This window comes from Telluria sp. B2 (assembly GCF_051789535.1).
GTDB lineage: Bacteria > Pseudomonadota > Gammaproteobacteria > Burkholderiales > Burkholderiaceae_D > Telluria.
This window is the reverse complement of sequence record NZ_CP196525.1, coordinates 120,138-139,438: the sequence shown is the minus strand read 5'-3', so window position 1 is coordinate 139,438 and position 19,301 is coordinate 120,138. Positions and strand designations below refer to the sequence as shown.

Genomic DNA, 19,301 nt, shown 5'->3' with positions numbered 1-19,301 from the left:
CATGCCGAACACGATCGCAACGAATCCGGCCTCGAACGCCAAGTGGCTGAAAAAGGTGCGCTGGGACGAGAACGGCCTGGTACCGGTGATTGCCCAGGAAGCGGCCAGCGGCGAGATCCTGATGTTCGCCTGGATGAACCGCGACGCCCTGGCGCGCACGGTGGAGCTGGGCGAAGCCGTCTACTGGAGCCGCTCGCGCAAGAAGCTCTGGCACAAGGGAGAAGAGTCGGGCCACACCCAGAAGGTGCTGGAAATCCGCCTCGACTGCGACGAAGACGTGGTGCTCCTGAAAATCGAGCAGGCCGGCGGCATCGCCTGCCATACCGGGCGCCATTCCTGCTTCTTCCAGAAGTTCGACGGCGAGGACTGGCAGGCGGTCGACCCCGTGCTGCGCGATCCGGAAACGATTTACACGAATACGAAGAAAACCCATGAGTGACACCCTGGCCCGCCTGGCGGCCGTGATCGAATCGCGCAAGCCGGAAAACGGCGGCGACCCCGCAAGCTCCTACGTGGCGAAGCTGTTCGCCAAGGGCGACGACGCCATCCTGAAGAAGATCGGCGAGGAAGCCACCGAGACCGTGATGGCTGCCAAGGATGCGCGCGCGGCAGGCGACAGCGCGAAGTTGCTGTACGAAGTGGCCGACCTGTGGTTCCATTCGATGGTGCTGCTGGCGAAATTCGACCTCACCCCGCAGCAGGTGATCGACGAGCTGGCGCGCCGCGAAGGCGTGTCCGGCCTGGAAGAAAAAGCCGCGCGCAAGGACGCGTAAAACCGCGTCGTTCAACCGTTCTTGCGCGGCGCGTCATGGCACCGTCATGGTTCTCGGTTACGATGGATGGGATTGCCCGGCGGTGCGCCGTTGCGGCAAGCACACTGGAGACAACATGGATAACTGCATTTTCTGCAAGATCGTGGCCAAGCAGATTCCGGCAAACGTCGTCTACGAGGACGAGGAACTGCTGGCGTTCAAGGACATCAACCCGGCTGCACCCGTACACCTGCTGGTGATCCCGAAGGAACACATCAGCACGCTGTCGGACGTGACGGAAAGCCATACCGCGCTACTGGGCAAGATGCTGGCCCTGGCGCCGAAGCTGGCGGCCGAACATGGCGTCGGTGTGACCGTCGATGCCGAAGGCAAGCGCAGCGGCGGTTACAAGACCCTGATCAACAGCGGTCCGAACGGCGGCCAGGAGGTGTATCACCTGCACCTGCACATGTACGGCGGCCCGCGCCCCTGGCGTGGTCTTGGCACCTGACAATATTCCCCAGCGACGGTTACGCAGGCACCGCTTGGCGTATACTGGCGCATAAAGTTGCATTGATTTTGGGCACGCGTGCCCATGAAGGAGAAAATGATGGGTTCGATGAGCATTTGGCACTGGGTAATCGTGCTGGTCGTGGTGGTGTTGCTGTTCGGCACCAAAAAACTGGGCAACGTCGGTTCCGACATCGGCAAGGCCGTCAAGGGCTTCAAGGATGGCGTGCGCGGTGAGGAAGAGAAGTCGGCAAGCAATCCGGCCAATCCTGCACAGCCGACCCAGCAGGTGGCGGACAAGTCGACGATCGACGTCGAAACCCGCGAAAAGCACCGTTCTTAATCCCGTCGTCGCGTCATGATCGACCTGGGACTGTCCAAGCTCGCCATCATCGGTGTGGTGGCGCTGATCGTGATCGGCCCCGAAAAGCTGCCGAAGGTGGCGCGCATGGCCGGCACCCTGTATGGCCGCGCCCAGCGCTACCTGCACGACGTCAAGTCCGAGGTCAGCCGCGAAATCCAGCTCGACGAGCTGCGCAACCTGCAGAAGGACGTGGCCGACAGCGCCGCCGAATTCCAGTCCGACATCGAGCATCATTTCTCGAGCGCGGCCCAGGAAGTGCAATCGGCCTGGCAGGGCGACATCCAGCCGAGTGCTCCCGCGCCCAGCGCGAGCGTCGACGACATCGAGCGCAAGGCGCGCGACTTCCGGCGCAAGAAGCTGGTGCGTTCCTCCGCCGTTCCCGCCTGGTACAAGCATCGCCACGGCGGCAAGACCCGGGTCTTGTCGGGCGCCGCGCGCGTGCGCAAGTTCCGGCCGGGCGTGAAATCCTCTAATACTTCATTCTTTTAGATGACCGAAGAAGCGCCAGTCGAAGAAACCTTCATCTCCCACCTCGTCGAACTGCGCGACCGCCTGGTCAAGGCCATCATCGGCGTGGCGGTGGTCTGTATCGCGCTGATGATCTGGCCGGGGCCGAAGGAGGTGTACGATTTCCTCGCCTTCCCGATGCTGCAGTCGCTGCCGACGGGCGCGAAGATGATCGCCACCGGCGTCGTCTCGCCCTTCCTGGTGCCGATGAAGGTCACGCTGATGGTGGCGCTGATCATCGCGCTGCCCTGGGTGTTCTACCAGATCTGGGCCTTCGTGGCGCCCGGCCTGTATGCGCACGAAAAGCGCCTGGTGCTGCCGCTGGTGATCTCGTCCTCGCTGCTGTTCATCGGCGGCGTCGCGTTCTGCTACTTCCTCGTGTTCGGCCGCGTATTCCACTTCATTGCGGAATTCGCGCCCTCGTCGATTGCCGTGATGCCGGACATCGAGAACTACCTCGACTTCGTGATGTCGATGTGCCTGGCCTTCGGCGCCACCTTCGAGGTGCCGGTGGTGGTCGTGATCCTGGTGCGCATGGGCATCGTCAGCATCGAGAAACTGAAGTCGGTACGGCCCTACATCATCGTCGGCGCCTTCGTCATCGCTGCCATCGTGACGCCGCCGGACGTGGTCAGCCAGCTGGCCCTGGCCATTCCGATGTGCCTGCTGTTCGAGCTGGGCCTGCTGGTGGCGCCGATGTTCGTGCGCATGACGCAGGCGCCGGAAGAGCCGGCGTAAGCGGTCGGAACGGATCGAAAAAAACCGGAGCCTGGCTCCGGTTTTTTTATGCCTGCAAAATGGGCGTGCCTTATTTCGCCGGCTTCGTTTTCAGCGTGCGGATGTAATCGAGCACCTCGTGCTCGCGGCCGGCGGCGACCAGCTGGGCCGGCGCCTGGCTGTCGAAGGCCGCCAGTGGCGCGTTCATCCAGGCATTGGCCGCGTCGTCATTGCCGACGATGGCTTTGATCTCGTGCATGACCGCGTAATAGGCTTGCGCCTTGCGCGACTGGGCTGCGAAGCGCTCGCGCAGCGCGGTCATTGCATCGGGGGAGAGTTGTTCGTCCTTGCTCATGGTCTGGTGATCGAAGATGAAAGGCAGCAGTGCCGATGCGTCATCATACCTTCCTGCCCAAGGCGGCGCTGAAACGCCGTCAGCCCGGTGGCGGGCTTGCAGGATCCGGCGGTGCCGGTGTCGTTCTCTTGTGCAGTCCGGCCTTCACATAGGCCAGCCATTCGTCGCGCTCGTTGATGTTTCCATCCACGACGTCGATGCGCTCGAAACTGCGCCAGGTCCAAGGCGAATCCAGGAACACGAGGTAGGTCGCGCCGACGGCGAAGCTCGGCCGGATCCGGCAGTCGGATCCGTTCATCACGCGCCCGCCGCCGCGCTTCCAGAACACCGGATCGGTGTGATTGCCGAACGTGCCGGTCTTGTCCTCGCCGGTGGCGGCAGGACGGCCCCGGATCGTGAAGGCGTCGCGGTCCTGCCCAGCCAGGCGTTGCAGCACGAAGAACTGGTACTCGACTTCCTTGCCATTGAGTGGCGTCGCACGCGTGACCCGGGCGACGGAAACGTCGCTGGCTAGCGTCACCTGTTCGTCCACGCTCATCAGTTGCATGGCGGGAGCGACCCGGCAAGCCCAGGCGTCCTGGACGACAAGTGCGCACAGTAGAAGCGCGAGGTTTCGTAATCGAACGGTTGTGGTGCCTGCCATGTCTTCCCCGTTTATCCGGCAACGTACGCCGGTGTTTGTCGAATCGGCACTGTGCCTGAAACTGCCTGTATTCTAGGCGCCGAAGTGGCGGCGAATACTCATCAATTTTAGTCTTGTCGAGAACGTGGGCGCCGAAGTGCCGCGTTCACGCATAAAAAAGCCGGGACCAAGGCCCCGGCAAGCGCTGCGTCTGACCTGTTGTATCAGTCTGCCGGTGGGCAGTTGCCGATGATGTAGTAGCCGGGCGAGGTCTGCGCCAGGGTGCTCGTATAGAAAGTGTTGTTCAGCCCCATGTTCTGGTTCGAGCCGTTGGCCAGCGCATACCCTCCGCTGTCGTGGGCGCGTCCCGCCTGGACATGGCTGTAGTTGCTGGCCGAGCTCGTCGTGCAAACGAAGCCGGAGCCCGTGCTGCCGGTGACCGTCGCCGAGCGTGCGCTTTCCACGCCGCCGTTGCCGACGGCCGAAACCTGGTAGCTGTAGCTGGTGGCAGCAGCAAGGCCGGTGTCGGTGTAGCCGGTCGCCGTGAGCGCCGTGCCGTTGACCTTGCTGCCGTTGCGGTAGACGTTGTAGCCGGTGGCGCCGTTCGCGGCGTTCCAGCCCAGCGTGATGCTGCTGGCCGTGCTGCCGGAGACCGCCAGGCCCGCCGGCGGCTGCAGCGCCGGCGCCGTTCCCACCAGGAATTGCGGGATGGCGCAGGCGTTCGAGGTCAGGCCGGTGCTGCTGTCGGTGGCGGTGACGCTGCCAGTGTAGTAGCCGTCGGCGCGGCCGCTGTAGGCCTTGCTGAAGCTGGCGCCGCTGCCGGCCGCGGCGTCACTTACCGGCGTCGGGCCGTTCAGCGTCACCTGGTAGCTGGCTATCGTGCCGCCGCTGGCCGCGCCGTTCACGGTGACGGTCGAGCCCGAGACGGTCGCGCTGCAGGAGTTCATGGTCGGCGCCGCCGCGCGCGCCACGCGCAGGTTGTTCTTGAACCAGAAGTCCATCACGAAGGACGGGTAGTTGACCTTGGTCGCGTCCACGTAATTGCTGTTCTGCCCGCCGGTGCCGGCCGGCCAGGCGTGCCCCATGCCGGTGACCGTGATCTCGGAGGTGCGCAGCTTGCCGTTGGCGTCCGTGTACGGGATGTTGCTGCCGCCGGTCGGCACGCTCACTGCCGCGCCCTTGGTGAAGCTGCCGCCGTAGGCGATGCGCATCGCCGCCGCGTCGAGCGGACCATAGCCCTGCGCCACCGTGTAGTCGTTGGTGCCCCAGATGACGCCGGCGATCTGGGTCGCGAATTGCGCCGCTTGGGTCCCGGCCAGGTTCTTGCAGTTGTTGCCGGCCGTGGTCGCGGTGAAGCCGGATGGGACCATGCCGATCTGCGTGGTCGACACGCCCAGCGCCGGGCCGGCATTGATGCCGATGCCGGCGAAGATGTCGGGCGCCAGGCAGCCCATCACCATGGTCTGGGCGCCGCCCGAGGACAGGCCGGTGACGTAGACCTGCTTCGGGTCGATCGCGTACTGCGGGTTGCTGAGGAAGCGGTTGATCAGGTCGAGCAGGATGCCGGAGTGGCCGGTGCTGCGGCTGTGCGTGGTCCTGGCCCAGTCCCAGCAGTGCACACCATAGACGTTGCCGGTGGCGTTGGGCGCCAGGATCACGGCGCCGTACTGGTCGGCCACTGTTTTCCAGTTGTAGCCCTTGTCGCTGCTGCTGTCGATGACGTCGCCGGCGGCAGTTTGCGAGCAGCCGTGCAGCACCAGCACCAGGGCGCGCTTGCCGGCAAGCGCAGGGGCGGTGGCGGGCCAGTAATAGTAGCCGGTGAGGGCGCCGCCGTTGACGGTGTCGCTGGCCCAGGTCTGGTTGGCGCTCCAGGTGCCGGGGCCGGCCTGGACCTGCGTCTGCGCCTGGCTTGCGGCGCAGGTGACGAGCGCTGCGGCCAGGGCGGCGTAGCGCGCTGCCCTGTGGAAGGAAAATGCCATTGAAGCCTCCGTTGCGTGATGCACTGCGATGGGCCCGGGCGCGCGAGGACGTGACGACGCCTCTCGGCGGCCGGGATCGATGACACGAGGGAAAGCAGGCCGCCGGCGGCGGGTGCTAGGAGGACGGCAATGAAAGGAATTGCATGGCGTGTCTCCGGCTGTTGTTGTAGTCGCGACGGGAAGTCGCCAACTTATTGTAGCCAGCGAGAAATTGCACACAAGTGGAGCGCAAGCACGCCGTTTGTGCGGCTTTGCACAGCTTTGGCGGCGAGTCGACGCGGAGAGAACGGGAAAAGAGATGGGCGTGCCAAGCAGCGGCACGCCCTGAAGAGAATCAGTTGGTCTTCAGCTGACCGCCATTGCCCAGGCCGCCGTCGACCGACTGCGCCTTGTAGCTGCGCACCGCCTTGACCAGCTGGTTGTACGAGTCCATGAAGGAAGCGGCCAGCACCTTGCCCTGCGGCGTGTTGCTGAAGCCCCTGGCGCCGGCCAGGCCGTGGTGGAAGAAGCCGGCCATCATACCGATGTCCCAATTCTGCGCGCTGCCCTCGGCGGCGGCCAGTTGCAGGCCCGAGCGGTTGTCGGTCAGGAGCAGCATGGTCGACGCCTCGTTCGATTTCACCGAGCTGCCGATCAGCGAGGCGACGACGCCGGCGCGTCCGCCGATGAGCCCGCCGATGCCGCTGGTGCCCTTGGCGCTGAAGGTCACCGAAGGCGTGATCGTGTAGTCGGCCGCCACCATCTGTCCCTTGCCGAGATTGCTGGTCCTGCGCAGCTCGCCCGACTCCATCAGGGCGCGTTCGGTCTGCATGCTGCGCAGGGCCTGGCCGCGTTCGACGATGGCGAAGCAGTTCGACTGCTGGACGATCATGCGCAGCAGCGGCACCGTGCTCTGCATCTTGTATTCGGCGGTGAATTGCTGGATCCAGGGTTGGTTCGCTTCCTCGACGATCGACAGCGTGCCGAGCGTCCTGTCGCATTTTTCGAGCTGTTCGTTGGCATTGATGGCGATGGCGCCGCCGGCCGATCCGGTGGCCACGGTCTTGGCGCCGGAGGCGCCGATGCTGGGCGTGGTGGCGCAGCCGGCCAGCGCCAGCGGCAGGAGCAGGGGCAGGAGGTAAGTGGTCTTCATGCAGGGTCCCGGTTGAGTTTGAGGATGACAAAACGGCAGCATCAAATCGTAAGGGGCGTCCTTGCGGGGGATTTGTGGACGGTCAAGCGGGGTAGTCGGGCAGGCTGGCTTGCGGCAAACAGGCAAAGCGCGGACCGCCCAAGGCAAAAAAAAACCGGGACACTGGTCCCGGTTCTCGTGGTTCGCTGCAAAGGCGATCAGTCGCGCATCAGCTCCGCGATCATCTTCACCGGCGCATTGCCGTAGCTGAGGAACTGGTCGTGGAAGGCCTTCTGGTTGAAGCGTTCGCCCAGGGCCTGCCTGCGCTGCTCGCGCAGCTCCATGATCTCGGCGTAGCCGCTGAAGTAGCTGGTCAGCTGCACCGACGACAGCTGCACGCGGCGCCACTTCTCCGTTGCTTCCTGGCGCGTCTGGAAGGCCTGGCGCACCAGCAGGTCCATCGCTTCGTCCTGCTTCATGCCCAGCACGTGGACCGAGTAGTCGAGGATGGTGTTGGTCACGCTGCGCAGGTTCCACTTCGAGTACATCAGCCACATCTCGGGCGCGTTGCCGCCATAGCCGGATTCGAGCATCATGCGTTCGCCGTACACGGCCCAGCCCTCGACCATCGCGCCGTTCCCGAACAGGGACTTGACCAGGGACGGCGAGCGGTTCGCGTGGATCAGCTGGGCGTAGTGGCCGGGGATGGCTTCGTGGATGTTCAGGATCTGCAGGATCCACTCGTTGTACTCGCGCAGGCTGCTCTCGGCCTGCTCGTTCGATAAGCCATCCAGCGGCGTCACGTTGTAGTAGGTGCGGTCCTTCGGACGGTAAGGGCCCGGCGCGTCGATGCTGGCGCCGGCCACGCCGCGCTGGTACATCGGCGTCTCGCGCACTTCCAGTGGCTTGTTCGGGTCGAGCGTGAGCAGGTCGTGCTTGATGACCCAGTCCTGCAGCTCCGGAATCTGGCGCCGGATCTCGGGCAGGAAGTTCTCGCGCGCGACATGGCGGCTCGACAGCTTATCGATCAGCATGCCGATCTTGCGGAAGCGGTCGTTCGGCTTGGCGACGCCAGTCATGTAGCGCGGCCACAGCTCGTCCGAGATCGCGTCCATGCGCGCCAGCAGTTCCTCGCGCGCGCTGAGTGCCTTGCGGTAGGTCTGCTCGGCACTGCTGGCCGACTGGATCTCGAGCGCGAACTTCTGTTCGTACAGCGCCTTGCCGATCCTGAAGGAACGCGCCTGGCCGCTCTGCGCCAGCGTCTTTTCCAGGTTCGTCAGGTAGTCGACATAGCCCAGCACCGCGCTGCCGGCGTTCGCGATGCGCTGCGCGAAGATCGCCTTTTCCTGGACATTGAGGATCGAGTCCTGGGCCGCCTGGCCGAGGTCGGCCAGCACGGCCAGCGTGCCCGGCGCCTGTGCGATCGCCAGCTGGGTGTGTTCGCGCGTCGGGTTCCTGATCGTCGCCTGCGCCGCCTGGTAGTAGGCCGGCACCTCGGCCAGGCGCTTGAGGATGGTGCGCAGGCGCTGGGCCTTGGCCGCGTACTCGGTATTCAGGATCAGGTCGAGCGGCTGGGCCACGTTGTACAGCGAAGGATTCCACTCGAATTCGCGGAAGGTGGTCAAACGCCAGATGTCGGTTTCGAGCTTGTTGATCAGGAGCGCGACGTCGGTGCGCTGGCGCGGCGACATCTGGCGCGCGTCGAGCTTGCGGAACTTCTCGAGCCACTCGTTGGCGAAGGCCAGCTTTTTGGCGCGGGTGGCGTCGTCGGGGATCGTCAGGTTGGCGGCGGCGTCGAACTTGCCGACCGCGATGCCGCCTTCCGGATCGATGCGCCACAGCGCGGTCAGGTACTGCATGCTGTAGGAGTCGGCGCGGCGGTCGAGGCGCTTTTCGGATGCGGCCTGGCGCGGTGCGGCAGCGGCGACCGCGGCGCCGGTGGCGGCCGCAGCGGCGACGGCCTTGCCCTTGCGTTTCGATTTGCCCTTGGCGGCAGGCGCCTTGGCCTTCGACGAGGCCTTCGATTTGACTATCTTTGCCGCCTTCGCTTTGGCGGTCTTGGTCGGCTTGGCGCTGGCGGGCGCCAGCACGAGGCTGGCGACAATGGCTGCCAGCGCGAGTTTCGTTTTCATCATCGTCATCTGCCCTGTGGAGTGTAGATCGGGGCGCCGGCCGCGGCGAATGCCGGCCAGCGCGCCAGAGTAGCACCATTCAGCCCGCTTGCGGGCTGCTGAAACATTACGTCACGTTTCGCGCAAGTGAGCGCCTAACAGAACCTCCATGGCTGCGTTGCATCGTCTCGCCGTACTCACGTACTGTCTTCGACGCTGCGTCGGGTGGCCGCATCCCTTGCCCTGAAGGTTCTGTTAGGCGCTCAAGAGAGCGCTTGCGCTCTTATCTATCTGCCATCGGGTCCGCTTGCAAAAGCGTCAATGATCACACGGATGGCACGCGAACGGCAAATCGGGATTCAGCGCGCCAGTCCCTGCTGCAGCATCGCCAGCATGTCGCCGGGGGACATGCGCGCGGCCATGTCGCCGCCTTCGAGCAGGCTTTCGGCCAGGTCGCGCTTGTGGTGGTGCAGTTCGACGATGCCTTCCTCGATGGTGTGGCGCGCCACCAGCCGGTAGATCGTCACCGGCCGCTGCTGGCCCATGCGGTGAGCGCGGTCCGAGGCCTGGTCTTCGACCGCCGGGTTCCACCACGGGTCCATGTGGATCACGTAGTCGGCCGCGGTCAGGTTGATGCCGACGCCGCCCGCCTTCAGGCTGATGAGGAACAGATCGCCCTCGCCGGCCTGGAAGGCGTCGACCCGTTTCTTCCGCTCCTGCATCGGCGTCGACCCGTCCAGGTACTGGTACATGATGCCGCGCGCATCGAGGTGCTTGCGGATCAGGCTCAAGTGGTCGACGAACTGGCTGAACACCAGCACCTTGTGGCGGTTCTCCAGCAGGTCGTCGATCAGGTGCGCGAAGGTCGACAGCTTGCTGCTGGCGATGCCGATGCCCGGCGCCACCAGCTCCGGATTGCAGACCGCGCGGCGCAGGCGCATCATCTCGGCCAGGATCGCGATCGACTTCTGGCTCTCGGGCGCTTCCAGCGCGGCCAGTTTATCCAGCGCCTCGCGCCGCAGCGACTCATACAGCGCCGTCTCTTCCTGGGTCAGTTCGACCGGGATCACGATCTCGGTGCGCGGCGGCAGCTCGGTCAGCACCTGGCTCTTGGTGCGGCGCAGGATGAAGGGTTGCGTCAGGCGCCGCAGGCGCGCCCGCGCACCCGCTTCGGCACGTTTGTCCTGGGCCTTTTCGATCGGGCCGGCAAAGCGCAATTGAAACTGGTCGGCGGTGCCAAGCAAACCCGGATTGATGAAGCGGAACAGGTTCCACAATTCGCCCAGGTGGTTCTCCAGCGGCGTGCCGGTGGCGATCATGCGGAAGTCGCCGCGCAGCGCCATCACCGCCTGCGAGCGGCGCGTGGCCGCGTTCTTGAAGGCCTGGGCCTCGTCGAGCACGATGGTATGCCAGGTCTTCTTCGCGAACAGCGGCGCTTCCAGTTGCAGCAGGCCGTAGCTGGCCACGATCACATCAAAGGCGCCGGCATTCTCGACCATCTCGGCGCGCTCGCCGGGGCCGAACAATGTGACGTTCAGGGTCGGCGCGAAGCGCGCGGCCTCGGCGATCCAGTTGGTGCAGACCGAGGTCGGCGCCACCACCAGGGTCGGACCGTTCGGCGCGCGCAGCAGGATCAGGGCCAGCGCCTGCAGGGTCTTGCCGAGACCCATGTCGTCGGCCAGGCAGGCGCCCACGCCCCAGTGCGCCAGGCGCGCCAGCCACTCGAAACCTTCGCGCTGGTAGTCGCGCAGCTCGGCCTGCAGGGTGCTCGGCAGCTGCGGCAGGTATTCGGCATTCGCCGCCATCTTCTGCAGGTGCGCACGCCAGGCTTTATCGCTTTCCACGCCGCCGGCGTCCAGCGCCAGTTCCTCCAGCGCGAAGCTGGCCAGCGGATGCACGCGCAGCGCCTCCGCGTCGGCATCGGTATAGGCGGCCAGGTCCATCAATCGCCGGTGCAGTTCGTTGGTCAGCGCCAGGAACTGGTTGTCGCCCAGCGCCACGAAGCGGCCTTCGCTGCCGCGCAGTTTTTCCAGCAGCGAGACCAGGTCGAGCACGCGGTTCTCGTCGACCACGACTTCGCCGTTGGCGGCGAACCAATCCTTGTCGCGCTTGATGGTCAAGCGCACGGACTTGGACGAGACCTTCTTGCTGACCCTGAAAGGCTCGCCCTCGGGCCAGGCAATCACGACCTTCGTGGCATCGAGCCCCTGCAGCTCGCTCACCAGCTCCAGGCAGGCCAGCGGCTGGCCGAGCAGCCATTCGTCGTGCTCTTCCTCGGCGCTTTCCAGTGCGCGGCAGTCCGCCAGCAGCTGGCGCAGGCTGTCGCGTTCGGCGTTCAGGTCGCGCTTCGCTTCGGTGCGCACGCCGTTGACGTCGGCGATGACGCGCTCGGCGCCGCTGCCCGGTGCGTAATAGGCGCCGGTGTCCGGGAGCGGACGCACCAGGATGCGGATGCGCAGGCCCTGTCCGTAGGGCAGCAGATGTACGTGCAGGCGCGGGTCGGCGTCGATGCGCTCCAGGTCGACGGCGCTGCCGCCGATGTCCGACTGCACCGTAACGATCGAGGAGATCGCACTGATCGCCTGCAGCACCCGCACCTCGGCCTCCAGCGGCACCACCAGGCCGTCGCCGACGATGGCGCCGATGCGGTGGTGCTCCTCGCGGATGCGCACCACGCGCAGCCGGGTCGGCGATTCGCGCGTGACGACCACGTCGCCGTCGCCAAGCCGCACGGGCGGGCGCAGCGAGATCCTCACCTGCTCGCGGTCGGCTTTCACCAGCAGTTCCGGTTCGCCCGGCAGCAGTTCGACCCGCGTGCCCGGCGAATCGAACCAGAACAGCAGCGGATGGCCGATCAGCGCGGCCACTGCCTTGTCGAGGTCGAAGTCGTAGCGCAGGCCGCTGCCGTAATGCTGGCGCTGGGCGCCGATGCTGGCCACCACCTGCAGGTCCTGGGCCGTCAGGAAGTCGAGCTTGGCCGCCTCGTCGAGCAGGCGCTTCAGGCCGACGGGGCGGCCGCGGCTCCAGCCGCCCTGCGCATCGCGCTTCTGTTCGCGCGGCTCGATTTCTTGAACGCCGCCCAGGTGCGGGTCGTAGCGCAGCAGCCAGACCAGGCGCGATTCCTTCACCACCTCGACGTTCACGGCTGGCTGCAGGTTGATCAGGGCGTTCAGCTGGCGTTCCCAGGGCTGCTCGCGCTCGAACCAGAGCGTCATGTCGCTCAGGCGGTGCTGCTGGCGCAGGGCGATTGCGCGCTGCTCATGGCCAACGGCTCCCAGCTGACCCAGCAGGCCGGCCAATTGCGCGCTGATGAAGTCGAAGCCGGCCGCTTCCGACAGCGCCAGGCATTCTTCCAGCTGCGCACGCCGGCTCGCCAACTGCGGCATGCCCAGCCACCAGTGCAGCAGCGCGCGGAACATCACCGGCTGCAGCGCGCTTTCCCAGCTGCGCGAAGGCAGCACCTCGGCGTCGACCGTGCCGCCGCGGATCTGGCGCAGCATGCTCAGTTGCTGGTAGACGGCGGTGTCGTGGCTCTGCACGGCGCGCGTGGCGCTGTCGAGGTAGCTTTCGACGGCTTTTTGATGTTTTGCGTCGCCACGGCGCAGCAGGGCAGCCACGTACAGGTGTCCACCGATGCCGGTAAAGATCGCCTTGCGCTTGCCGGTCTCGCGGCGCAGCAGTTTCAGGGCCGCCTCGAAGCCGGTCAGCGCCTCGTCGAGCTGGTCGCGCAGCAGCAGGATCACGCTGCGGTAGAACAGGGCGGCCGAGTCGTCCAGCTCCGCGAGCAGGGCGCCGGCATCAATCAGGCGCCCGCACAGGATCAGGTGTTCGGCCAGGGCCACGCGCAGGGCCATCGAGGCGCCGCCATGGGCGACGTGGCGCTCGACGTAGGCGCGGATGTCGGATGCGGCGGCCGGTTCGCGCTGGACATTGGCGATCAACACCGCCAGCACGTCGTCGCGCAGTTTCGGGTGGATGCAGTCGACCAGTTCCGGCTCGAAGGGGCGCGCGCAGATGTCGACCAGCGGATGCGAATATGCCGCTTCATGGCAGGCGAGGCAAGCCGTCAGCAGCGGTGTGACATGGGCCGCGTCCTTGCCTTCAACCAGCGCCAAACGCAGCAGGGCAACGCCCTGGCGGTAGCTGCGCAGCACCGGACGGCCCTGCCAGTCGATCCGCAAGGGCATCTCGTGCAGATAGGCGCCTGCCAGCGTATCCAGTTCGTCGGCATCGAGCATGACGTGCAACATTGGCCAAGCCAGCTCGGGCTCGATCACGAAGCCGCGGCCCGTTACTTCCCTGATCAGGCCATTGTCGCGCAGGGTGCTCAGGTCTTCGTTCGAAGCCTTTTCGGTGAATTCGGCGTCGTAGATGAGTTTCAGGCATTCGTAGACGCGTTTGCGGCCGACCGGCTCGCCAGCTATCGCGAGCAGGCCGAGGGCGCGCTTGAATTCGTCGGAAAGGCCGTCAATGCGTTTGCGTGGGCTTGTCAATGTCATGCAGATAAATTCTCGATTTCCACCGGGGGCAGCTCGCCCGGCACCGCAATGCCGAACACGCGCAGGTAGAACACCAGCTCGGCCTCGAGCGTGCGCACCACGCTGTCGGCCTTGCGGAAGCCGTGGCCCTCGCCCTCGAGTGTGATGTAGGCGACCGGCACGCCCCGCGCGCGTAACGCCTCGACCATCGATTCGGATTGCTGCGGCGGCACCACCTTGTCGTCCAGGCCCTGGAAGAAGATCATCGGGCGCGTGAGCGAGGCGGTGTGGTGGATCGGCGAGCGCTGGCGGTAGACGGCATCCGCCTGTGCTTTCGGGGCGATCAGGTACTCATTGTAGTGCGATTCGAACTTGTGCGAGTCGGCGTCCAGCCCGGCCAGGTCGGACACGCCGTAGTAGCTGGCGCCGGCCTTGAACACGTCGTGGAAGGCGAGGGCGGAGAGGGTGGTGAGGCCGCCGGCGCTGCTGCCGCGGATCAGCAGGCGCTCCGGGTCGGCCAGGCCTTGTTCGGCCAGGTGGCGCGCGCCGGCCACGCAGTCCTCGACGTCGATGACGCCCCACTGGCCGCGCAGCAGGTCGCGGTAGTGGCGCCCGAAGCCGGTGCTGCCGCCATAGTTCACGTCGAGCACGGCAAAGCCGCGGCTGGTCCAGAACTGGGTGGCCAATTTGAGGGTGCTGGTCGCCATGCCGGTCGGGCCGCCGTGGCCGATCACGATCAGGGGAGGAAGTTCGCCATCGTTCGGCACGAAATCCCTGTTCGTCGGGGCATAGTGGAAGGCGTAGGCGGTGCGTCCGTTCGCACTTGGATAGCGGATGCTGCGCGGGACGGACAGATAACCCTCGTCCGGCAACTGTTCGATCGAGCGCGCCAGTACCTCGCGTGCGCCGGTCCCGGCGTCGATCAGGGCCAGCTCCAGCGCGATCGTGGGCGAGCCGGCCAGCACGGCGACGTGCTGCGGCGTGACGCGCAGCTCGCGGATTTCCTGGTAGGGCGTGTCGATCGGGGTGAGGGTGCAGCCGTGCGTGGACAGGCGCGCCAGGCGGCTGACGCCCTCCTCGATATAGGTGCAGACGATCTCGTCGGCCGAGCGGAAGCCGTACATCGAGCCGCCGAAGACCCAGTGCGGGCCGCCGAACTCGGCTTCGCGCGGGCACAGCGCGTGCACCACGCCGTGCTCGAAGCGGTACAGGTTCCACCAGCCGCTGCGGTCCGATACGAAGTGCAGCAGGCCATCGGGCGACCACTCGGGCTGGCAAATGGATTCATCCATGCCGCCGGCGATCAGGCGCCCGTCGACCAGGCTACCATCCGGGGCGACATCGGCCACCCACAGCTCGGTGCCCTGCCAGGGCATGCGCGGATGGTCCCAGCACAGCCAGGCGAGGTGGCGTCCATCCGGCGAGAGGCGCGGCGCGGCATAGAAGTCGTTGCCGTCGACGAGGATGGTCTCGGTTCCGTCGAAGCCGACCGCGCAGATCGTGTTGACCGGGTAGGCCTCGCCCGCCAGGTGGTCTTCGCGCACCGCGATCAGGCGGTTCCTTGCACGGTCGGGCACGAAGTCGGCGTAGCGCACGGCTTCTTCGCGCGTCATCATGACCGGTTCCCGGCCTTCCTCGGCCCGGTACAGGCGGTTGTCGGTGTGATGCGAGAACCAGACCGTGCCCCCGTCCACCGCATAGGCGCCGCCGCCGTACTCGTGCACGCGGCTGCGCACGTTGAAGGGCGCCGGGGTGAGCTCGGCCTGGCTGCTTGCGCGCTGGCGCAGCAGGGTGGTGCGGCCGGCTTCGCTGGCGCGGCCGGCCAGCCACAGCACGTCATCGCCGTCGAGCGCGAGCTGCGACAGCGGCGTGGCGCCGGCCGCAACCACGGCGGCGCTGATCGGGGAAGTCCAGGTGCCGCAGGGCGCGGCCTGTGGGCGGTGCGGGTCGGTCATGGCGATGGCGTCGAAAAAAGGATGGAACCGCATTATAAGAGCCTATCCCGGCCGGCACGCGTCGCGGCCGGTGCTCTCAGCGGGCTCCGGGGATGCGATAATAACCCTCTTACGACGACAAATATTGCCAGCCATGCCACAATTTGCCCCGCTCAAGAACGACACCTTCCTGCGCGCCCTGCTGCGCCAACCGACCGAGTACACGCCCGTGTGGCTGATGCGGCAGGCGGGGCGCTACCTGCCGGAATACCGCGCCACGCGCGCGCGCGCCGGCTCGTTCCTGGGGCTGGCGAAAAACCCGGACTACGCCACCGAAGTCACGCTGCAGCCGATCGACCGCTATCCGCTGGACGCCTCGATCCTGTTCTCGGACATCCTGACCGTGCCCGACGCCATGGGCCTGGGCCTGTACTTTGCCGACGGCGAAGGCCCGAAGTTCGAGCGTCCGCTGCAGACCGAAGCCGACGTGCTGGCCCTGCGCGTGCCGGACATGGAGTCGCTCGACTACGTGTTCAAGGCCGTGACCCAGATCCGCACCGCCCTGAACGGCCGCGTGCCGCTGATCGGCTTTTCGGGCAGCCCGTGGACGCTGGCCTGCTACATGGTCGAAGGCCAGGGCTCGCGTGAATTCCACACGATCAAGAAGATGCTGTACGCGCGTCCGGACCTGATGCACCGCATCCTGGAGATCAACGCCACGGCGGTGGCCCAGTACCTGAACGCCCAGATCGACGCCGGCGCCCAGGCCGTCATGATCTTCGATTCCTGGGGCGGCGCCCTGGCCGACGGCGCCTACCAGGAGTTCTCGCTGAAGTACATGGAGAAGGTGGTGGGCCAGCTGCAGCGCGAAAAGGACGGCGTGCGCATTCCCGCGATCGTGTTCACCAAGGGCGGCGGCATCTGGCTCGACGAGATGGCGAATATCGGCGCCGACGCGCTGGGCCTGGACTGGACCGTCAACCTGGGCCGCGCACGCGCCCTGGTCGGCGAGCGCGTGGCCCTGCAGGGCAACCTCGATCCGGCGATCCTGTTCGCTTCGCCGGAGCAGATCCGCGCCGAAGTCGAGCGTTCGCTCACCGCCTATGGCGTACCATCGGCCGGCTCCGGCCATGTGTTCAACCTCGGCCACGGCATCTCGCAGTTCACGCCGCCGGAATCCGTGAGCGCCATGGTGGAAGCTGTCCACAGCTTCAGCCGCCGCCAGCGCGCCGCCTGAAGGCGCGTGCCGGGCGGTGCGGCGTCCCGCGCTGCGCCGCACCGTATTTTGCCCTGCAGCCAGCTCAACAGGCAGGGACAAGGGGCAGGTGGCGGCGCAGCAAAATCGCACTTGTTCACAAGTTTCAAAAGAACAAGCTGTCCGCCTGTGGACAATTGGATGGGTGGACAAAGACAGCAAGCCATTGAATACAAAAGATTTTTTCTCGTTTACTTCTTGTGCTTGCTGTTCCGAAAGCTAGTTTTCCCAAGAAAATCAGCCTTTTTCTCTCCCTTGTTCACAAAGTTATCAACAGCACGAATAGCTCAGCAATAAAAATTCTCGTGTTTACCGATACTTAGCAAAAGCTTCGCAGATAATTGTTTAAATCTTCATTACCTTGGTGCAGCCAAAACAAGCGGCACACGGGTTATACACAATCATTGCAGAGCGGGAAGCAAGTTGCTGTGGACTACTTTGATATATGTAAGTAGTTGATTTTTAGCGTTTTATTTTTCTTGTATTTCCGCGCGTCTATGCATGGTTTGACTTAACGTAAACTTCTCCACCGGTCAAGCAGTTCATTCTCCACAAAGTTTTCCACAGCTTTTCAAACCAAGGTCGACGTGCCCTACTGCATCCTACAAATCGCCCTCGATACCCCGCTCAACAGCGTGTTCGACTACGGCTGGCCCTACGAGGACGGTGCGCCCCAGGTCGGCCAGCTGGCGCTGGTGAGCTTCGGGCGGCGCGAGGTGATGGGGATCATCGTGGCGATCAAGGACGAGACCGACGTCCCGCCGGACAAGCTGAAGAACGCGCTGGCGGTGCGCAGCCAGCTCGCTCCGCTGTCGCCCGAATGGCTGGCGCTGGCCGGTTTCGCGGCCGACTATTACCAGCGTCCGCTGGGCGAGGTGGCCTTGCCCGGCCTGCCGAAGAATCTGCGGGTGCCGAAGACGGTCGCGCTCGACCGCGCATTGAAGAAGCTGGCCAAGGTCGAGGCGGCGAACGACGCGACGCCTTCCGGCATGCCGCCCCTGAACCCGGCCCAGCGCGAGGCGGCCGATGCCATCGGCGGCGCGCGCGGCTTCGCGCCGCTCCTGCTGTACGGCGTCACCGGCAGCGGCAAGACCGAGGTGTATCTGCAGGCCTGCGCCCAGGTGCTGGCGCGCGACCCGCAGGCGCAGATCCTGATCCTGGTCCCCGAGATCAACCTGACGCCGCAACTGGAAGCGAACATCCGCGCGCGCTTCCCCGGCCTGATGCTGGCCACCCTGCACAGCAGCCTGTCCGAAGGCGAGCGCATGCTGCACTGGCTGGCGGCGCACGGGGGACAGGCCCGTATTGTCCTGGGCACGCGCTTGGCGATCCTGGCCTCGCTGCCGCACCTGAAACTGATCATCATCGACGAGGAGCACGACCCCTCGTACAAGCAGCAGGAAGGGCTGCGCTATTCGGCGCGCGACCTGGCCGTGTGGCGCGCCTGGCAGCTGGCGATCCCGATCGTGCTCGGCTCGGCCACGCCCTCGCTGGAGAGCTGGCACCACGCCCAGACCGGCCGCTACCGCAAGCTGGAACTGCGCGAGCGCGCCGTGCGCGACGCCGTGCTGCCGACCGTGCGCCTGCTCGACATGGAACGGGACAAGCCGAAGGAAGGCCTCACTTCTGGCCTGCTGGCTGCGCTGCGCGGGCGCCTCGAACGCGGCGAACAGTCGCTGCTGTTCCTGAACCGGCGCGGCTATGCGCCCGTGATCACCTGCGAGTCCTGTGGCTGGATCAGCAACTGTACCCGCTGCACTTCCTTCATGGTGCTGCACAAGCCGGAACACCGCTTGCGCTGCCACCATTGCAGCCTGGAGCTGCGCATCCCGCGTCACTGCCCGACCTGCGGCAACGTCGACCTGCAGCCTTTGGGACGCGGCACCCAGCGCTTCGAGGAAGGGCTGGCGGCGATGTTCCCGCAGGCGCGCATCCTGCGCATCGATGCCGACTCGACCCGCAAGAAGGGCAGCGCCCAGGAAGCCTTCGACACCGTGCACCGCGGCGAGGTCGACATCCTGATCGGCACGCAGATGGTCGCCAAGGGCCACGACTTCAAAAAGCTGACCCTGGTCGGCATCCTGAACCCGGACACGGCCCTGTTCTCGCAGGACTACCGCGCCAGCGAGCGCCTGTTCGCCCAGCTGATGCAGGTGGCGGGCCGCGCCGGCCGCGCCGGCCTTGCCTCCGAGGTGCTGATCCAGACTCGTTACGCCCAGCATCCGCTGTACTCGGCGGTGGTGCGCCATGACTACGACCGCTACGCGGGCAGCCTGCTCGAAGAGCGCCGCCAGGCCGCGCTACCGCCCTACATGTATCAGGCGCTGCTGCGTGCCGAGGCGCCCGAGCTGGCGAACGCCATCGCCTTCCTCGAGGAAGCACGCGACATCCTGCCGACCGAGGCGGTGATGCTGAACGACCCGATCCCGATGACCATGACGCGGGTACACAATGTCGACCGCGCCCAGTTGCTGGTGGAGTCGAACTCGCGCCCGGCGCTGCAGGCCTTCCTGAAGGAGTGGATGGGTCTGCTGCGCGCGATGAAGACGCGGGTGCGCTGGTCGCTCGAGGTCGATCCGCTCGACATCTGAGCCCGAAAAAGCGTA

The 19,301-nt window shown here is 65.7% G+C and carries 15 protein-coding genes; 8 read left to right on the top strand and 7 right to left on the bottom strand.

The annotated features are described in order from the left end of the window. The first annotated feature begins 1 nt into the window (after position 1). The 6 genes from hisI (at position 2) to tatC (ending at position 2,871) form a co-directional block, all read left to right on the top strand. The gene (gene hisI / locus ACSUZJ_RS00565) at positions 2-439 is read left to right on the top strand and encodes a phosphoribosyl-AMP cyclohydrolase (protein ID WP_499412344.1); all 438 of its coding nucleotides are present in this window, start codon (positions 2-4) and stop codon (positions 437-439) included. After that, a complete protein-coding gene (locus ACSUZJ_RS00560) occupies positions 432-773 on the top strand; it encodes a phosphoribosyl-ATP diphosphatase (protein WP_499412343.1) in 342 nt (113 codons plus the stop codon). The genes hisI and ACSUZJ_RS00560 overlap by 8 nt, the downstream gene beginning before the upstream one ends. A 115-nt stretch (positions 774-888) precedes the next feature. After that, positions 889-1,263, top strand: a complete 375-nt coding sequence (locus ACSUZJ_RS00555) for a histidine triad nucleotide-binding protein (RefSeq protein ID WP_499412341.1) — start codon at positions 889-891, stop codon at positions 1,261-1,263. Between the two features lie 99 nt (positions 1,264-1,362). Further along, positions 1,363-1,605 (top strand): Sec-independent protein translocase subunit TatA, encoded by a 243-nt coding sequence (gene tatA, locus ACSUZJ_RS00550; protein ID WP_499416661.1) that lies wholly within the window; start codon positions 1,363-1,365, stop codon positions 1,603-1,605. Between the two features lie 15 nt (positions 1,606-1,620). Further along, the gene (gene tatB / locus ACSUZJ_RS00545; RefSeq protein ID WP_499412340.1) at positions 1,621-2,115 is read left to right on the top strand and encodes a Sec-independent protein translocase protein TatB; all 495 of its coding nucleotides are present in this window, start codon (positions 1,621-1,623) and stop codon (positions 2,113-2,115) included. Beyond that, entirely contained in the window at positions 2,116-2,871 is a 756-nt protein-coding gene (gene tatC, locus ACSUZJ_RS00540) for a twin-arginine translocase subunit TatC (protein ID WP_499412338.1), read from the top strand. 70 nt (positions 2,872-2,941) lie between these two features. On the opposite strand, the gene ACSUZJ_RS00535 is transcribed toward tatC, so the two are convergent. The 7 genes from ACSUZJ_RS00535 to ACSUZJ_RS00505 form a co-directional block, all read right to left on the bottom strand. Further along, positions 2,942-3,205, bottom strand: a complete 264-nt coding sequence (locus tag ACSUZJ_RS00535) for an MbcA/ParS/Xre antitoxin family protein (RefSeq protein ID WP_499412337.1) — start codon at positions 3,203-3,205, stop codon at positions 2,942-2,944. 79 nt (positions 3,206-3,284) lie between these two features. Beyond that, positions 3,285-3,752, bottom strand: coding sequence for a hypothetical protein (locus ACSUZJ_RS00530; RefSeq protein WP_499412336.1), 468 nt, complete (start codon positions 3,750-3,752; stop codon positions 3,285-3,287). Between the two features lie 299 nt (positions 3,753-4,051). Continuing rightward, entirely contained in the window at positions 4,052-5,806 is a 1,755-nt protein-coding gene (locus ACSUZJ_RS00525) for an extracellular catalytic domain type 1 short-chain-length polyhydroxyalkanoate depolymerase (RefSeq protein WP_499412335.1), read from the bottom strand. A gap of 334 nt (positions 5,807-6,140) precedes the next feature. Further along, positions 6,141-6,938 (bottom strand): CsgG/HfaB family protein, encoded by a 798-nt coding sequence (locus tag ACSUZJ_RS00520; protein ID WP_499412333.1) that lies wholly within the window; start codon positions 6,936-6,938, stop codon positions 6,141-6,143. Between the two features lie 197 nt (positions 6,939-7,135). Then, a complete protein-coding gene (locus tag ACSUZJ_RS00515) occupies positions 7,136-9,052 on the bottom strand; it encodes a DUF885 domain-containing protein (protein WP_499412332.1) in 1,917 nt (638 codons plus the stop codon). 335 nt (positions 9,053-9,387) lie between these two features. After that, the gene (locus ACSUZJ_RS00510) at positions 9,388-13,527 is read right to left on the bottom strand and encodes a DEAD/DEAH box helicase (RefSeq protein ID WP_499412331.1); all 4,140 of its coding nucleotides are present in this window, start codon (positions 13,525-13,527) and stop codon (positions 9,388-9,390) included. Then, on the bottom strand, positions 13,524-15,461 hold the full coding sequence (locus ACSUZJ_RS00505) for a S9 family peptidase (protein ID WP_499416659.1): 1,938 nt from the start codon (positions 15,459-15,461) through the stop codon (positions 13,524-13,526). The genes ACSUZJ_RS00510 and ACSUZJ_RS00505 overlap by 4 nt, the downstream gene beginning before the upstream one ends. 133 nt (positions 15,462-15,594) lie before the next feature. Here ACSUZJ_RS00505 and hemE point away from each other — a divergent pair, with 133 nt between their 5' ends. Together hemE and ACSUZJ_RS00495 are read left to right on the top strand one after the other, a co-directional pair. Beyond that, on the top strand, positions 15,595-16,677 hold the full coding sequence (hemE, locus tag ACSUZJ_RS00500; RefSeq protein WP_499412330.1) for a uroporphyrinogen decarboxylase: 1,083 nt from the start codon (positions 15,595-15,597) through the stop codon (positions 16,675-16,677). Between the two features lie 605 nt (positions 16,678-17,282). Continuing rightward, the gene (locus ACSUZJ_RS00495; protein WP_499412329.1) at positions 17,283-19,286 is read left to right on the top strand and encodes a primosomal protein N'; all 2,004 of its coding nucleotides are present in this window, start codon (positions 17,283-17,285) and stop codon (positions 19,284-19,286) included. Positions 19,287-19,301: the final 15 nt, after the last annotated feature.

What these genes read in the sequence shown, in the direction of transcription:
- hisI (WP_499412344.1), top strand. Translation starts at nt 2, where the DNA reads ATGCCGAACACGATCGCAACGAATCCGGCCTCGAACGCCAAGTGGCTG.
- ACSUZJ_RS00560 (WP_499412343.1), top strand. Translation starts at nt 432, where the DNA reads ATGAGTGACACCCTGGCCCGCCTGGCGGCCGTGATCGAATCGCGCAAG.
- ACSUZJ_RS00555 (WP_499412341.1), top strand. Translation starts at nt 889, where the DNA reads ATGGATAACTGCATTTTCTGCAAGATCGTGGCCAAGCAGATTCCGGCA.
- tatA (WP_499416661.1), top strand. Translation starts at nt 1,363, where the DNA reads ATGGGTTCGATGAGCATTTGGCACTGGGTAATCGTGCTGGTCGTGGTG.
- tatB (WP_499412340.1), top strand. Translation starts at nt 1,621, where the DNA reads ATGATCGACCTGGGACTGTCCAAGCTCGCCATCATCGGTGTGGTGGCG.
- tatC (WP_499412338.1), top strand. Translation starts at nt 2,116, where the DNA reads ATGACCGAAGAAGCGCCAGTCGAAGAAACCTTCATCTCCCACCTCGTC.
- ACSUZJ_RS00535 (WP_499412337.1), bottom strand. Translation starts at nt 3,205, where the DNA reads ATGAGCAAGGACGAACAACTCTCCCCCGATGCAATGACCGCGCTGCGC.
- ACSUZJ_RS00530 (WP_499412336.1), bottom strand. Translation starts at nt 3,752, where the DNA reads ATGCAACTGATGAGCGTGGACGAACAGGTGACGCTAGCCAGCGACGTT.
- ACSUZJ_RS00525 (WP_499412335.1), bottom strand. Translation starts at nt 5,806, where the DNA reads ATGGCATTTTCCTTCCACAGGGCAGCGCGCTACGCCGCCCTGGCCGCA.
- ACSUZJ_RS00520 (WP_499412333.1), bottom strand. Translation starts at nt 6,938, where the DNA reads ATGAAGACCACTTACCTCCTGCCCCTGCTCCTGCCGCTGGCGCTGGCC.
- ACSUZJ_RS00515 (WP_499412332.1), bottom strand. Translation starts at nt 9,052, where the DNA reads ATGATGAAAACGAAACTCGCGCTGGCAGCCATTGTCGCCAGCCTCGTG.
- ACSUZJ_RS00510 (WP_499412331.1), bottom strand. Translation starts at nt 13,527, where the DNA reads ATGACATTGACAAGCCCACGCAAACGCATTGACGGCCTTTCCGACGAA.
- ACSUZJ_RS00505 (WP_499416659.1), bottom strand. Translation starts at nt 15,461, where the DNA reads ATGACCGACCCGCACCGCCCACAGGCCGCGCCCTGCGGCACCTGGACT.
- hemE (WP_499412330.1), top strand. Translation starts at nt 15,595, where the DNA reads ATGCCACAATTTGCCCCGCTCAAGAACGACACCTTCCTGCGCGCCCTG.